This window comes from Xanthomonas prunicola (assembly GCF_002846205.1).
Taxonomy (GTDB): Bacteria; Pseudomonadota; Gammaproteobacteria; order Xanthomonadales; family Xanthomonadaceae; genus Xanthomonas; species Xanthomonas prunicola.
On the sequence record NZ_PHKV01000001.1, the window covers coordinates 1177471 to 1191902 of the forward strand.

The window sequence follows — 14432 nt, forward strand, 5'->3', positions numbered from 1 at the left end:
CAGGCCGGCGCCGTCCATGCGTGCAGTGCAGCGGGATGCGCCGGGTTGGCGCATTCGGGCTGCATGGCGCATGCGTGGCGGCTGCAATCGTCACCTCACCGCGCTGGCATAGCAGGCGATCGTGCGCGGCCCATTTGCCAGCCTGTTGCAACGCCTGCGCATCCACAGGCCGACGAACGCACCCGGCGATCGTGCGAGCAACAGCCTCGCCCACGCGCAACCACGTATCGAAGTCGGTTCGACGCTGCACACCATGGCCGGGCTGGACCCGGTGGCGGCAGCGGCCTTCGCCGATGCCTTCGTGGTCGAGATCGAACACGCCATCGACACCTGCACGCTCGGCGATGCCGGCACGCTCCAGGCGCAGGCCTTGCAGCAGATCCATTCGCTGAAGAACACCATTTCGCTGACTGGCTCGCAGCAACTGCTGAAAGCCTGCGACCAATTGCGCGATGCCGTCAGCCACAACGCGCTGGGCGACACGCTTGCGCAGCGCTTCACTGCGGTGGCGAACGCTGCTGGTCTACTGGTCAAGCATTACCGTCGTTCCCTGCCCTCCGACAACGCGGACCCTCATGCGTAGCACTCCCAACCGCGCAGCGCCCGGCCTGATCCTCGCCGCCAGGCAGTTGCGCAACGACAGACTGGTGCGGCTGTTCGAGTCGTTCCTGGAATACCGCGCCTGCGTCGGCCGCGTGATCGTGCAGACCATCGTGACCGCGTGGTGCCTGGGCTGGCTGTACGGACCGCAACCGGTGCTCGTCACCGACGCACACCACGTCTTTCCCACCGCGGTGAGTCTGTGGGTGCTATCGGTGGTGTGGATGCTGCTCGTGCGCCGCCGGATCATTCCACCTAGCGAATGGCTGGATGCGATGGGCTTTGCGATGAACTTGCTGTTCATCGGCATCCAGACCTACCTGGCCTTCATCCTGCTGATGTCGTTGAACGCATTCTTGCCGTTCATCACCATCGCTGCGGTGGCGCGCTATGGGCAGCGCGCGATATTTCCGGTATTGCTCACCACCTTCGTGTTGATGCTGTTGACGGCGCCGACGGGCTACTGGCTGTCGCGGCCGGCGTATTTCGTCTATGCCGTGGCGCTCATCATCGTGCTGCCGTTGCTGGTGGCGCGCATCGTGCTTGCGATGCAGGAAGTGGCGCTGCAGGCACTGGCCTCGCGCGATGCGCAAAGCCGGTTCATCAGCACCATGAGTCACGAATTACGCACGCCGTTGAATGCGGTGATCAACTGTGCGCAGTTGATCGACACCGAGCAGATGCCGCCGCAACAACGCGAACTGCTGCAGGCGGTGACGGTGAATGCGAGCGCACTGCGTCATCGCGTCAACGAAGTCCTGGATGTGGCCAGCATCGATGGCGGACGCCTGCAGCTGCATAGCAAGCCCTTAAACCTGCTGGACGTGGTCACCACGGTAAAGGCAGTGTGCGCGACCGCAGCGTCCAGCAAAGGGGTCACGCTCAACGTGCGTGTGGATAGCCCGCAAGCGCCGCATGTGATGGGCGACGAGGGTCGCATCGAACAGGTGATCAGCAATCTGGTGATCAACGCCATCAAGTTCACCCCGGCCGGTGGCACGGTGGCGCTGCTGATCGATGCGACACAGGTGCAGGAGGGTTGGAGCATCGAGGTGACCGTCATCGACACCGGCATCGGCGTGCCCGACGACCAGAAGGCCTATATCTTTACCCCGTTCACCCAACTCAGCACTGGCTTCAGTCGCGTCGAAGGTGGCGTGGGCCTGGGGCTGTACATCGCGCTGTCGGTGTCCGATGCGATGGGCGGCAGTCTGACGGTGAGCGACAACCCCGCCGGCGGCAGTATCTTCCGCTGGATCTTCGAGCTGCCTGGCGCCGCAGCCGGCAGCAACACGCTCGCGCTGCGCGATGCACTGGCGCAGCACGCGCAACATGTTCCTTCGCTGCATTGCCTGGTATTTGAGGACATGGATACCAATCGCTTGGTGATCGGCAATCTGTTGACCCGCGCCGGGCATCGCGTGAGCTTTCATGTCGATGGCACCGATGCGGTGCAGCGCATCCGCGAGGCAGCGCCGGACATGGTGTTTCTGGATCTGCACATGCCCGGCACGTCCGGCTGGGATGCGCTGCGCGAAGCGCGCGATGCGATGTCGGCGCTGCCGCCGATCATCGTGCTGACCGCCGACACGCGCACCGATTCGATGCGCGAGGCCAGCGCGGCCGGTGTGGCCGGCTATCTGCCCAAACCGATCAACGCGCACGAACTGCTGGCATTGCTCGCCCAGCACGCCAGCCATGCACGCCCCTGAGCTCAAACCCGGCAATGCCGCGCGCTGCCACTGGCAGCATGCGGCCGATATCCGCACGCCGCTGGCGCTGCTATACCTGCACGGCTTCAGTGCCAGCCCGGGCGAAGCGGGGGCGCTACCTGAGCAAATGGCCGATGCGCTAGCTGCCAATGCTTACGTGCATCGCTGGCCGGGGCACGGACTCAGCACCCCCGATGCCATGCAGGGGCTCACTGTGGCGGTGCTGCAGACCTCGGCGCTGGAGGCACTGGCCCAGGCACATCGCATGGGCGAACGGGTTGCGATTGTTGGTTCGTCGATGGGCGCCACGCTGGGTTTGTGGCTGGCCGCGCAGCGTCCGGACGCGATTGCCGCAGTGGTCGCCTGGTCGCCCGGTATCCAGCCCGCCGACTCGGCATTGCTCGACCAGGTCTGTGCCGCGCAGGCGCCACTGACGGACCCGCGCCAACGCACGCCTGCCGCGCGCGCGTTCTGGTCGGAGACCATCCACCCGGATGGATTTCGTGCCTTGCGCAGCTTATTTCAGATGGTTGCCTCCGCCCCACCTTGGCCACAGGTCCGCTGCCCGGTGTTGCTGGGCTATTACCGCGCCGCCGATGGCCGCGAAGACGCGACCGCCTCGGTTCCGGCAATGCTGCACATGTTTGCGGCGCTGGGCACTGCGCCCACACACAAGCAAGCGCTCGCCTTCGATAGTGGCGCGCATGCGATCGGATCGCCGCACAAGACGCCGCTGGCGGGCGCCGTCATGCAGGCGTCCATCGTGTTTTTGCAGGCGCAGCTTGGCACTGCGCCGCACGCCGACAATGCTTGAGCACAACGCAGTGCGCGACGGTCGCCGCAGGCGCGAACCGCCGTGCGTACGTCTTGGCGAGCACGCGCCGCTAGCGCTTGCCGCTGCAACCCGCAACCACGCTCGGGGCTCGCTGCATAGCGATCGCATACACTGGCGCACCATCCCCGCTGCCGCCACGATGACCACCACGCCTGCCACACCCGATCCAATCGCCGCCACCCGCAAATGGATCGAACGCGCGGTGATCGGATTGAATCTATGCCCGTTCGCCAAGGCGGTGTACGTCAAGGATCAGGTGCGGCTGGTGCTCAGCGATGCCAGCACGCCCGAAGCCTTGCTGGAACAACTGGCCGAGGAACTGGTGCTGCTGCGCGACACGCCGGCCGAACAGATCGACACCACGCTGATCGTGCACCCGGACGTCCTCACTGACTTCCTGGACTACAACGACTTCCTCGACAACGCCGATGCAGCGGTGGAAGCACTGGATCTGCAAGGTGTCTTGCAAGTGGCCAGCTTCCATCCGGATTACCAATTCGCAGGTGCCGCGCTGGACGATGTGGCCAACTTCACCAACCGCTCGCCCTTCCCCACCTTGCACCTGTTGCGCGAAGACAGCGTAGAGCGGGCGGTAGCCGCGTTTCCGGACCCGGACGTGATCGTCGAACGCAATATCCAAACGCTCGAACGCCTGGGCCGCGATGGCTGGGAGCGCGTGTTGAACGGCGCCGAGCACTGAGCGCTGCGCCTGCCGCGCGTTGCTGCGGACGACAACAACTCATCGCCCACCTGTGCTCGGCAGGGAGTCGGCGCAACACGCAACGGGAAGTCATCAGCTGCGTGGGGACTACGTGCCCAATATCGAAGTCGTTGAGTGATCCATGCCACACCGGACACGCTGCGCACGCCTGGCACTGAGCAATCGTGTGCTCGGCGGCCATTGATTGGGCGCAGAGCAGCACTTGGCGATGCAACGACCGTGTGCGATGCCTGTTGCTTGGCATTGCGAAGACGAAAGCGCAATCCATCCAATCCAACGTGGATAACACCATCGAAGGGGCCGCCCTCACTGCGCTGAGCGCTCGCATGCGCGCGGTCTTGCTGCGACGACGACAGCCTGCACGCTACAGTGCGGCCACCTTCACCGATGTGCAGCATGCCATGGCCCTGACTCCCGCAATTTCCGCATGGAACCCGTCTCCGCTGCAGGACCGCGTGGTGGTGGTCACCGGTGGCGCGCAAGGCATCGGCCGCGGCATTGCGCAGGCGGTGCTGGGCGCCGGCGGCAGCGTGGTGATCGGCGATCTGGATGCCGACGCCGGCAAGGCCTGTCTGCAGGAATGGGCACTGCCACGTCGCAGTGCGTTCGTGCGCTGCGACGCCGCGCGTGAAGCGCAGGCCACGCGCCTGATCGCCACGGCGCTCAAGCGGTTCGGCCGCATCGACGGCTTGGTCAACAATGCCGGCGTGCCGGATCCGCATATCGCAGCACTGCCGCAACTGGACTGGGATGAGTGGAACCGCCGCCTTTCCAGCCTGCACGGTGCCTTCCTGTGCAGCAAGCATGCGCTGCCTGCGCTGACACAGGCGCCCGGTGGCGGTGCCATCGTCAATATCGCCTCCACCCGCGCCTGGCAATCGGAGCCGCATAGCGAAGCCTATGCTGCAGCCAAAGGCGGCTTGATGGCGTTTACGCATGCATTGGCACTGAGCGAAGGCCCGCAAGTGCGCGTCAACAGCATCAGCCCCGGCTGGATCAGCACCGATGCATGGCGCGCGCCGCAGCGTCGGCGTGCGCCCAAGTTGTCGCGTCGCGATCATGCGCAGCATCCCGCCGGACGTGTCGGCACGCCGGAAGATATCGCGCAGCTGGCGATCTATCTACTCGCACCGCAGCTGTCCGGCTTCGTTACCGGACAAGATTTCATCGTCGACGGTGGCATGTCGCGCAAGATGCAGTACGTCTGAGTGCGGACTGGATTGTCGATGCATGATGCACGTGCACGATGCTGCGAACACGCATGCGTGCCATGCAGTAACGTTGCTGCCAGCGCGAGCGCTGCCCTGCACACGTGTCGCGCAGGGTGAGCGGGTTTTCAGGTGGTGTCCTGCAACGCGCACGCCTTGACGCACAAAACCGTTGATTGCTGTCACCCGCGTAAATAGCGCTGGTCGATCGCGCGCGTTGGATGTCCCATTAGGCCTCCGTGGCCAGAAGTTGGCTGGTGCTGTAAGCCCCGCCCGAGTGCTCCACCCGGGCGCATCACCCCGACAAGCGCGCTTCCAGCAAGCGGTGCGCATCGCTTAGCGAGGGCAGGATGCGATGGCCGAGCGCGCGTACGGCGGCATCGGGTTCGAGCAGGTCCGGAATCTGGATCGGTGTCATGCCGGCCGCCAATGCCGCACGCACGCCGGTGGGCGAGTCTTCCAGCACCAGGCAGTACGTGGGGTCCACCGCCAGCGTGCGCGCAGCCAGCAGATAGATGTCCGGCGCAGGTTTTGGATGGACGACATCGCTCGCGGTGCACACCGCATCGAAGCGCCACAGCAGATCGGCCGCTTCCAGCTTGCGCAGCGCCAGCGGGCGCTGGGTGGAGGTGGCCACCGCACGCGGCATGCCCTGCGCGGCCAGGTACTCCAGCAGCGCAATGATGCCGGGGCGGTGCGGGATGCCGCGTTCGACCACAGCGCCATAGAGCTGTTGCGCGTGCGTCAGCATGGTGCCGGCAGCGGCGTCGCCGATGCGTTCGCCCAGCAACAGCCGGCAGGCCGCATCGCCGGTGCCCACCATGCGCAACCAGAACTCCGGCTCGATCTGCAGACCCAGCTCGTCGGCGGCCTGGGCCAGGCAGGCGGTGATGGCGCGCTCGCTGTCGAGCATCAAACCATCCATGTCGAAGATCACCGCCTGCGGGCGGAACGGCAGCGCTGCGATCTGCGTCATGCGACAGCGCCGCGACCGAACAACACCTCAAGATCACGCGCTTCCAGCGCACGCCATTGCCCGGACGGCAATCCATCCAGCGACAACCCGCCAATGCGGCTGCGATGCAGGGCCACCACGTGATTGCCGGCGGCAGCGAACATGCGCCGCACCTGGTGATAGCGGCCTTCGTGCAAGGTCAGCCGCGCTTCGCGTGGGCCAAGCACCTCCAATTCGGCCGGCAGCAACGGCTTGGTTTCGCCTTCCAACAGCAAGGCGCCACTGGAAAACAACGCGGCTTCGTCGCCACGCAGGTCTTCGGCCAGGGTGATGTCGTACACCTTGTCGAGGGCGGATTTGGGCGAAATGATCCGGTGCAGCAGTGCGCCGTCGTCGGTCATCAACAGCATGCCGCTGGTTTCCCGATCCAGCCGACCTACCGGCGCCAGCACCGGCGCACGCGCGCGGAAACGTGGCGGCAGCAGCTCGTAGATCAGTCGGCCGGTGTCCTTGGTCGAGCAGGTGTAGCCGCTGGGCTTGTGCAGCAACAGGCTGAAACCCGGTGGCGGGTCGAGCGGTTCGCCATCGATACGGATGGCGTCGTGCTCCACCTGGTCGTCGGCATACAGCACCTCGCCCTGCGCATCGGTGACCGCACCCTGACGGAATAGCTGGGTGACCTGCTTACGGCTGCCATAACCGAGATTGGCGATGTGTTTGACCAGCTTCATGCGCGCGCTCCGCGGCCGCGGATCGCCGAGATCAGTTTGAAACCATCGCGCTCGGCAGCCACGCGCACCTGTCCGAAACTGTCGTTGAGCACTTGTTCGTAGGGCAGATGCCGATTGGCCACCAACAACAGTTGCCCACCTGGGCGCAGCGCCTGTGCAGCCACTGCAATGAAGCGCTGCCCGATATCCGGGCGGTCGGCACGCGACGGCGTGTGGAACGGCGGATTGCTGACGATGAAATCGTATTGCGCCACCAGCCCGGCGGTGACATCGCGCCAGTGGTAGTGCAGCTGCGCCGGATGCGCGATGTCCTGCAGATTCCGCCGCGCCAGCGTCAGCGCGCGCGCCTCGGCTTCGTACAGATCCAGTGCGGTGACCTTGGGGCACCGCGCCAGCACTTCGGCAGAGAGATAACCGAAGCCCGCGCCCAGATCGGCGCCATGGCCAGCCAGCGTGGTGGGCAGATGCTCGACCAGCAGCGCCGAGGCCGGGTCGATGCGATCCCAGGCGAAAACGCCGGGGCGGCTGACGAAGCGGCCGTCCAGGATCTTGCGTGGCGCATCCAGCGCGGCCCAGCGTGCCTGCAGCGCGGCATCGGTGTCGGCCGGCAGCGGCGCGCTCCAGTAGGTGCGGCAGTGGTGCTTGGTCAGGCTACCGGCCAGCCCGGTGAGCTGGCGCAGGTCGGCTTCGCCGGAGCGGGCGCCCTCGTTATTGGACTGACAGGCCACCACGCGACCACCGGGCGCAGTCAGCGCCACTGCACGTGCGAACAGCGCGCGCGCTTCTTCGCGCTGCCGCGGCGGCAGCACCAGCACCAGTGCATAGCGCGTGCTGTCGGCCTCGATCTCGCTTTCGTCGCGCACGTTCCAGCCGTTGCGCTCCAGCGCTTCGGCAAACGGGCGGAAGCTCTGCTCGCAGATCAGCGTTTCGGCCACCGCCTGCTCGCGCAGCGGAAAACCGTCGCGTGCGCGCAGGAACAACACCGGCCCTTCCGGCCACGGCAGCGCACCTTGGGCGAAGGGCAGGAACAGGGCTTGAAGCGGGGCATCGTGCGGGCCAGCCATCGGATCATCGGGTCGGGAACAGGCTGCCATTGTAAGTGACCTGTGCCACATGGCCGTCGCACTCCCTTCCATTGTCTATACGGACTATTGATGCGCACGCAACATCCGCGCGCCTAGGCTGGAATCCAAGCCCACAGCGGAGAGACGCGATGCGAGCCTTGTTCGTAGGAGGAGTTGTCGACAACAGCGAAATGGATCTGGACGACACACCGCCACCAATGCATTACCCCGAAAACACTGGCGCCGGCCGGCCTCGCTATCGCCTGCATCAGGTCGGCGAGCGTGATGATGGCACCGTGGCCTATGCGGTCTATGGCGCCCCGGAAATGGCCGACGACGACATCAGCCGCATTACCGAAGAACGTGGCTATGCGCGGCGCTTCAGTGCATCGCCGGAAGCGCCTCGGTAAGTGGATGTGAGTGGTGCAGAAAGGCTAACCGTCTTCGGATGCGACGTATCGGCGAGAACGGCGTCTACCGCGATCCTCTGCAGCGTGTCTGGACGATTGCGGGCACGCTGATCAACCATGGACCGGGCCTGTGCCCGGTTTCTGGTGCTGATCGCACAAGAACTTGTTCTGAAGAAGGGATGCTTGGCTCGTTTCTTCGAAGATGCAGATGAGAAGCGTCGTTGGAGCTAGTGGTCGTTGGAGCTAGTGCATGCCGCGCGAAGCGATGCGAGGAGCAACGACTGATCTGCTGCCCGGATTTCGAGCTGCGCCCCTCACTTCATCCGCACCTTCGGGAAGCAGGGGGTATTCAAAGCGACCGGGGCCACAGATCAGGATGTGCAGCTGGATGCACATCGCACTGTCGCCTGCGCTTAATGCGCCTTCGGGGTTACCCGCCAGATCACATTGCCCACGTCGTCGGCCACCAACAGCGCACCGCTGGTGTCAGACGCTACGCCGACCGGCCGCCCCTGTGCATTGCCCTCGGCATCCAGGAATCCGTCCAGCACCGTGATCGGCGTACCGCTAGGCTTGCCGTTGGCAAACGGGACAAACAGTACCTTGTAGCCGCTGGGCGGGTCGCGATTCCATGAGCCATGCTGGCCGACGAAGGCGCCCTGGCGGAAGCGCTCAGGCAGCGAGGTGCCGTTGGCGAAGGCCAGGCCCAGCGACGCGGTATGCGGGCCGAGCGCGTAGTCGGGCTTGATCGCCTTGGCCACCAGCTCGGCATTCTGCGGTTCGACGCGCTCGTCCACGTGCTGACCGTAGTAGCTATACGGCCAGCCGTAGAAGCCGCCGTCGCGCACCGAGGTCAGGTAATCCGGCACCAGATCGCTGCCGATCTCGTCGCGCTCGTTGACCACCACCCACAGCGATTTGCTCTGCGGCTCCCACGCGGTGCCGACCGGGTTGCGCAAGCCGCTGGCGAACACGCGGCTGTTGCCGGTGGCCGGGGCGATTTCCAGAATCGCTGCGCGATTCAACTCGGCTTCCATGCCATTTTCGGCGACGTTGCTGTTGGAGCCGACGCCCACGTACAGCTTGCTGCCGTCCGGGCTGGCCAGCAGCGACTTGGTCCAGTGGTGGTTGATGCCGCCAGGCAGATTGGCCACGAAGGTTGGCTTGGCGGTGATGTGTGTGTCGCCAGGCGTGTACGGAAAACTCACCAGCGCATCGGCGTTGGCGACATAGAAACGGTCGCCAATCAGCGCCATGCCGAACGGCGAAAACAGGCCACTGACGAACTGCGTACGCACCTCCGCGACACCGTCGCCATCGGCATCGCGCAGCAACGTGATGCGATTGGCGCTGGCCACCGCCGCGCCGGCCTTTTGCATCATCGCGCCCTGCACTTTCTTGCGCAGTCCACCGCCCGTTTCGGCATCTTCGGGCTTGGCCGGCTCGGCAGTTTCGGCCACCAACACATCGCCATTGGGCAGCACATAGATCCACCGCGGGTGATCCAGGTCGCGCGCAAACGCAGCAACCTGCAGATCATCGGCAGCGATAGGCTTGGCATTGGCTGCCCAGCGTGTGACTGGCGCTATCTTGACCGTGGGAATCAGCCGCTTCACCGGCTCGGGCAATTGCGGATTCGGCCCCGTCCCCTGTTCGATGGCCAAGGTAGCGGTATCGCCACATGCAGCAAGAACGGCGACCGCCATCAACGACAGCGGCCAGCGAGCAAACTTCAACGGGGGTGCATTCATTGCGGCGGAATCCTGAACGGCTGCGGCAGCTGAGCATCATGCCGCCAACGCGACGGTGAGAAGTAAACACATCGTCAACACGCCGCCTTCACGGCATCAGTTATCGATCAGCGCCAAGCGGCATCGGGTGCACCGCGACAATCCGGTCCATCCAGATCCAGTGCGGCTCTTGCGAGGCATCCAGCTGATCCAGGCGCAGTTGTCCGTTGACGCCTTCGTTGTCGTGTTCGTCGAGGTAGGTCTGCAGACTCGGACGCACGGCTACCGTGCCGCTGATCACGCTGCCGTCGTCGAGTTCGATCTGCACGCGTTCCTGACCATCCAGCAGGGACACCCAATGTTCGAGCGTGGCGATCTGGACCTGTTCGGAATACACATGCGGGGCATGTTTTGGCATTGCGCTATCTCCACCAGTAAAGCGCATCACGCTAGGCCAGCCGACGTGAAAGAGGCAGAAAACGCGTCATTGGCTGGCGACTGCTTCTGCATCGCGTTCGCACTGTGCCTGCGTCGGCAGGTGGTCTTCATCGTCGCAGACAGATCGGAGCGGCGGTTGAGACGACAGATCCATAAAAAACCGGCCGTTGCGAAACGGCCGGCTGTTTTCCTTGCGAATGTAGCGGCGGCGGTGACGCTGCAGCACACCTGATCCGGACGGCCTGCTGCAGGCATCCGACGGTGTCGCTGTCCACCACTCGCCAGTACCCGTCCTATGCGCGGTAATCACGCCGCGCGCGGGTTACTCCACCGCTTGGCGCGCAGCACGCACGGCGGTGACCAGTTGCGCCACGCTATACGGCTTGGCCAGATGTTCTTGAAACCCGGACGCCAGCGCGCGTTTGCGGTCGTCTTCGCGCGCCAGCGCCGTCACCGCCACGGCCGGTAGCGCGGTGGCGTCCAATCCAAGGTTGTCGCGCACGGTGCGAATCAACCCGTAGCCGTCCATGCCCGGCATGCCGATATCGGTCAGCATCAGGTCGAAGCGGGCGTGGCCGCGATGATCGATCAAGGCCAATGCATCGGTGGCGCTGCCGGCGGTGACCACCTCGGCGCCCTGCTCTTCGAGCAAGCGCCGCAGATAATCGAGCATATCCGGTTGGTCTTCCACTGCCAGCAGGCGTAGGCCGTTCAACGCGCGCGCTTCGACGATCTGTTCGGACATCAGGCGCCGCCGCAATTCGCGACGCGGGCGCTTGGCTTGATCGGGAATATGTTCTGGCAGGCGCACGGTGAAGGTGGCGCCCTTGCCGCGACCGCCACTGGTCGCACCGACCTGGCCGCCATGCATTTCCACCAGCTGTTGCACGATCGCCAAGCCAAGGCCCAGGCCGCCATGCTGGCGCGTGGTGGTGCCATCGGCCTGACGGAAGCGGCCGAACAGATGCGGCAGGAATTCAGCTGCAATGCCGTCGCCGGAGTCGCAGACCGACACCACTAGATGCCCCTCGTCGCGCTCGATACTGACGTCGATACGGCCATGCGCCGGGGTGAACTTGATCGCGTTGGAAAGCAGATTCCACAACACCTGCTGCAGGCGCGTGGCATCGCCAAGCACCAGACATGGCGTGGACGGCACGTGCAGTTCCAGTATCTGGTCCTTGCCTTCGGCGGCCAGTTCCTGGGTGTTCAAGGCTTCGCGCACCTGCTCGGCCAGATCCAGCGATTCGACTTCCAGCTGCACCTTGCCCAGCAACATGCTGCTGAGATCGAGCATGTCGGAAATCAGCCGCTTCTGCGCGCGTGCGCTGCTGGCAATGACCGACAAGCCCTTGTAATTGGGTTGACCTTCTTCCACCCGCTGCAGCAGCAACTCGCTCCAGCCCAGGATGGTGGTCAGCGGGGTGCGTAGTTCGTGCGAGAGCGTGGCCAGGAACTCGTCCTTGAGCCGCGCCATGCTTTCGGCTTCGTTGCGTGCGCTGCGCTCGGATTCGAGCAATTGCTCGCGGGCAAGCTCGATCTCGCGCTGTTCGGTCACGTCCGGGCTGCTGCCGGCCAGGCCGATGAAGCGGCCATCGGCCGAGTAGCGCGGTGTAGCGGTCATCTCGATCCAGCGCCACTGCCCATCATGGCGGCGTGCGCGCACCAGCGCGCGCAGGCCGCGTTGTTCTTGCAGCGATGCCGCCAGCTCGAACTGGAACGTCGGCAGGTCGTCCGGATGCAGCAATTCGCTCCACGCCGACACCGTGCCGCTGGAAATATCCAGGCCGAAGAATTCGCCATACGCGCTGTTGACGAAGCGCACCACGCCCTGCGCGTCCAGCACCCACACCGGCATCGGCAGTCCATCGGCCAGCGCACTGAAACGTGCCTCGCTTTCGGCCAGCTCGCGTTCGACGCGTTTGCGCTCAGTGATGTCCATGAACAGCACCGCCACCCGCCCCTGCTCCGGTTGCCCGACCCGGAACGCATCCACCGAATACCAGCGCTTGAGCGCCTTGGCCTGCATTTCGAAATGGATGCGGTTGCCCGTGCGCGCGACGTGGCCATAGCGATCGAACCATTCCTGCTCTTGCTCAGGGAGCAGGTCGCGGATGGAAACGTTCAGCGCGTTGGTGGACAGACCGGTGTAGCGCTCAAAGGCGCCATTGGTGGTGCGGATCAGATAATCCACCGCCTGCCCACCATCGAACACCATGTCGATGACGCAGAAACCAGCATCGATGTTGTGGAAGATTTCGTGATACATCGCCGGGTCCAGAAACGGCTCGGCAATGGCGGCCGGCAGGGCGGCAGCCAGCGAAGGGCTGGGAGTAGGAGTGCTCAAATCGGAAACCACGGATGCTGCCGGAGCGGATGACGGACAGATGAAACCATGCCCGATGTCGTCAGCGGGTGCACGACAGGCGTCCTGAGTTCACGCTTTCATTGCCCATTTCCACGCTCACCACAAGGTGGTGGCAGCGAATCCGATGCAGCTTGCCAGCACCACGATCCCGGCGATCACGCCGCGAAACACCCATTCCCCCTCACGCCGCAGTTGTTCGTCCATCCAGCGCTGCGCTTCCTCGCGCCACGCGGTGGAGCGTGCGTAATCCGAATCCAGCAGCAACAGGCGGACCCGCGACACCCCCATCTGGGCGCATTCGTCGCGGCAGCGCTGGCTGAAGCCGTCTTCGCCGCTGGCGATCTGCACGTCCATCGGCAATTGCAGTTCGAGTTCATGCCTGGACATAACGGGGGCGCTCCTGATCAAGCTCATGTTCCAGCGCCATGCGCGCCAGCTGGGTGTAGTTAGCACGTGGACCCTGTCCACGGCCGGTGAGCATCCCCTGGTAGTCCAGGTCCTGCCAGACCCGGCCGGTCCACTCAACACAATCTTCGGCAATGACCAGCATCAGCGAATAGCGATACTCCAGGCCATTGGCAGCGGTGTAGGTATAGACCGGCGGAAACTGCACCGCCACATCTACCTGCCGCGCCAGCCCAGCCAGATGCTCGCGCAGCGCAGCGCGTGGATCGGCGCCCGGCTCCAGGTGCAGCGCACGGGTTGCCAGATCCAGGTCGACCTCGCTCTGCAGGGCAACGAAGGCGGCCGCACCGGATGCGGGGTTATGCCCGTGCTGTTTGGCCCAGTCGATGAATTGCAGACGCACGTCAGACGGCATGTGTGCCGGCGCCGAAGACGCTGATTTTGTGCGGAAAGAATGCGTGTCCATGCCGGCGATCTTCCGGGCTGTGCCGTGAAGCGCGGGCGCAGGTGCAGTGAACCCGCCGTCATGGTGCGCTGTGGGCGGATTAACCGCGCGGCAACGTGGTCGCGTGCCCAGGCGTGCGGCGCGTTGCAGGCGCTCGGACGCACCCCCACACTGCGGGAATGCCCGGTACGTCATGTACCTTCCGCTTGGAGGCTTTCAATGAAACTTTCCAATCTTTCCGGCGCCGGCCTGCTGCTGGCTGGCTTGCTCGCGGCGACCGGTGTGCAGGCCCGGGTACGCAACGTCACAGACCCCGACGCGCCGCGCGCACTGAGCAGCAATGGCAGGGTGGACGTGCGCTGGACCGACCCGGCGCAGTTCTCCGAAGTGCGCTTCAGCGGCAACCGATGGGAGGCGCAGCGCGGCGACTGGGTGACCCAGCTGGCAACCCACTTTCAGCAGAGCGCAGCGCGCCAGCTGCCCGATGGCCAGCACCTCAGCGTCACCATTACCGATATCCGCCGCGCCGGCCAGTACGAGCCCTGGCACGGGCCGCGCCTGCAGGACGTACGTGTGGTCAAGGACATTTACCCGCCGCGCATGAGCTTCACCTACACGCTCACTGACGCCGGCGGCCGGGTGATCGATCAGGGCGAACGCAAGCTGGTGGACTCGGCCTTCCTGATGAGCGGCCCGCGGCTCACCGACAGCGACCCGCTGCGCTTCGAGAAGGCGATGATCGACGACTGGGTGCGCAAGCAGTTCCGCGGCGATCGTCGTACGGCTGGGGTGTGAGCTGCCGCTTGAGCC

At 64.8% G+C, this 14432-nt stretch carries 16 protein-coding genes; 8 read left to right on the plus strand and 8 right to left on the minus strand.

The window, feature by feature from the left end:
• Positions 1-121: 121 nt before the first annotated feature.
• From XpruCFBP8353_RS05195 to XpruCFBP8353_RS05215, 5 genes are all read left to right on the plus strand, one after another.
• Positions 122-583: a hypothetical protein gene (locus tag XpruCFBP8353_RS05195; RefSeq protein ID WP_101362201.1), complete on the plus strand. Its 462-nt coding sequence runs from the start codon at positions 122-124 to the stop codon at positions 581-583.
• Positions 576-2312, plus strand: a complete 1737-nt coding sequence (locus XpruCFBP8353_RS05200) for an ATP-binding response regulator (RefSeq protein ID WP_101362202.1) — start codon at positions 576-578, stop codon at positions 2310-2312. Before XpruCFBP8353_RS05195 ends, XpruCFBP8353_RS05200 begins: the two co-directional genes overlap by 8 nt.
• Complete coding sequence (locus tag XpruCFBP8353_RS05205) at positions 2299-3126, plus strand: alpha/beta hydrolase (protein ID WP_101362203.1); 828 nt, start codon at positions 2299-2301, stop codon at positions 3124-3126. The genes XpruCFBP8353_RS05200 and XpruCFBP8353_RS05205 overlap by 14 nt, the downstream gene beginning before the upstream one ends.
• Before the next feature lie 160 nt (positions 3127-3286).
• Entirely contained in the window at positions 3287-3847 is a 561-nt protein-coding gene (locus XpruCFBP8353_RS05210; protein ID WP_065468479.1) for a DUF1415 domain-containing protein, read from the plus strand.
• Between the two features lie 422 nt (positions 3848-4269).
• Positions 4270-5076 (plus strand): SDR family oxidoreductase, encoded by an 807-nt coding sequence (locus XpruCFBP8353_RS05215; protein WP_101362491.1) that lies wholly within the window; start codon positions 4270-4272, stop codon positions 5074-5076.
• Positions 5077-5371: 295 nt separating this feature from the next.
• On the opposite strand, the gene XpruCFBP8353_RS05220 is transcribed toward XpruCFBP8353_RS05215, so the two are convergent.
• Genes XpruCFBP8353_RS05220 through XpruCFBP8353_RS05230 form a run of 3 tightly spaced genes read right to left on the minus strand, consistent with a single transcriptional unit; the run spans position 5372 to position 7826 of the window.
• Positions 5372-6052 carry an HAD family hydrolase gene (locus tag XpruCFBP8353_RS05220; RefSeq protein WP_101362204.1) on the minus strand — a complete coding sequence of 227 codons (681 nt, stop codon included), beginning with the start codon at positions 6050-6052 and terminating at the stop codon, positions 5372-5374.
• Complete coding sequence (locus XpruCFBP8353_RS05225; RefSeq protein ID WP_101362205.1) at positions 6049-6762, minus strand: pseudouridine synthase; 714 nt, start codon at positions 6760-6762, stop codon at positions 6049-6051. The genes XpruCFBP8353_RS05220 and XpruCFBP8353_RS05225 overlap by 4 nt, the downstream gene beginning before the upstream one ends.
• On the minus strand, positions 6759-7826 hold the full coding sequence (locus XpruCFBP8353_RS05230; protein ID WP_101362206.1) for a class I SAM-dependent methyltransferase: 1068 nt from the start codon (positions 7824-7826) through the stop codon (positions 6759-6761). The genes XpruCFBP8353_RS05225 and XpruCFBP8353_RS05230 overlap by 4 nt, the downstream gene beginning before the upstream one ends.
• Positions 7827-7975: 149 nt before the next feature.
• Between XpruCFBP8353_RS05230 and XpruCFBP8353_RS05235 the strand changes: the two genes are divergently transcribed.
• A complete protein-coding gene (locus XpruCFBP8353_RS05235; protein ID WP_095522479.1) occupies positions 7976-8236 on the plus strand; it encodes a hypothetical protein in 261 nt (86 codons plus the stop codon).
• Positions 8237-8649: 413 nt separating this feature from the next.
• Here the strand turns inward: XpruCFBP8353_RS05235 and XpruCFBP8353_RS05240 are convergent, their stop codons facing one another.
• A complete protein-coding gene (locus tag XpruCFBP8353_RS05240) occupies positions 8650-9987 on the minus strand; it encodes a PQQ-dependent sugar dehydrogenase (protein WP_101362207.1) in 1338 nt (445 codons plus the stop codon).
• A gap of 100 nt (positions 9988-10087) precedes the next feature.
• Positions 10088-10384, minus strand: coding sequence for a DUF3247 family protein (locus XpruCFBP8353_RS05245; protein ID WP_101362208.1), 297 nt, complete (start codon positions 10382-10384; stop codon positions 10088-10090).
• A 45-nt stretch (positions 10385-10429) separates the two neighbouring features.
• Here XpruCFBP8353_RS05245 and XpruCFBP8353_RS23345 point away from each other — a divergent pair, with 45 nt between their 5' ends.
• On the plus strand, positions 10430-10636 hold the full coding sequence (locus tag XpruCFBP8353_RS23345; RefSeq protein WP_133125621.1) for a hypothetical protein: 207 nt from the start codon (positions 10430-10432) through the stop codon (positions 10634-10636).
• Positions 10637-10726: 90 nt separating this feature from the next.
• On the opposite strand, the gene XpruCFBP8353_RS05255 is transcribed toward XpruCFBP8353_RS23345, so the two are convergent.
• From XpruCFBP8353_RS05255 to XpruCFBP8353_RS05265, 3 genes are all read right to left on the minus strand, one after another.
• A complete protein-coding gene (locus tag XpruCFBP8353_RS05255) occupies positions 10727-12763 on the minus strand; it encodes a PAS domain-containing hybrid sensor histidine kinase/response regulator (protein ID WP_101362210.1) in 2037 nt (678 codons plus the stop codon).
• A 105-nt stretch (positions 12764-12868) separates the two neighbouring features.
• Complete coding sequence (locus XpruCFBP8353_RS05260) at positions 12869-13159, minus strand: hypothetical protein (RefSeq protein WP_101362211.1); 291 nt, start codon at positions 13157-13159, stop codon at positions 12869-12871.
• Complete coding sequence (locus XpruCFBP8353_RS05265) at positions 13146-13592, minus strand: hypothetical protein (protein WP_162300946.1); 447 nt, start codon at positions 13590-13592, stop codon at positions 13146-13148. The genes XpruCFBP8353_RS05260 and XpruCFBP8353_RS05265 overlap by 14 nt, the downstream gene beginning before the upstream one ends.
• A gap of 249 nt (positions 13593-13841) precedes the next feature.
• On the opposite strand from XpruCFBP8353_RS05265, the gene XpruCFBP8353_RS05270 reads away from it, so the two are divergent.
• Positions 13842-14417 carry a DUF3016 domain-containing protein gene (locus XpruCFBP8353_RS05270; RefSeq protein ID WP_101362213.1) on the plus strand — a complete coding sequence of 192 codons (576 nt, stop codon included), beginning with the start codon at positions 13842-13844 and terminating at the stop codon, positions 14415-14417.
• Positions 14418-14432 lie beyond the last annotated feature (15 nt).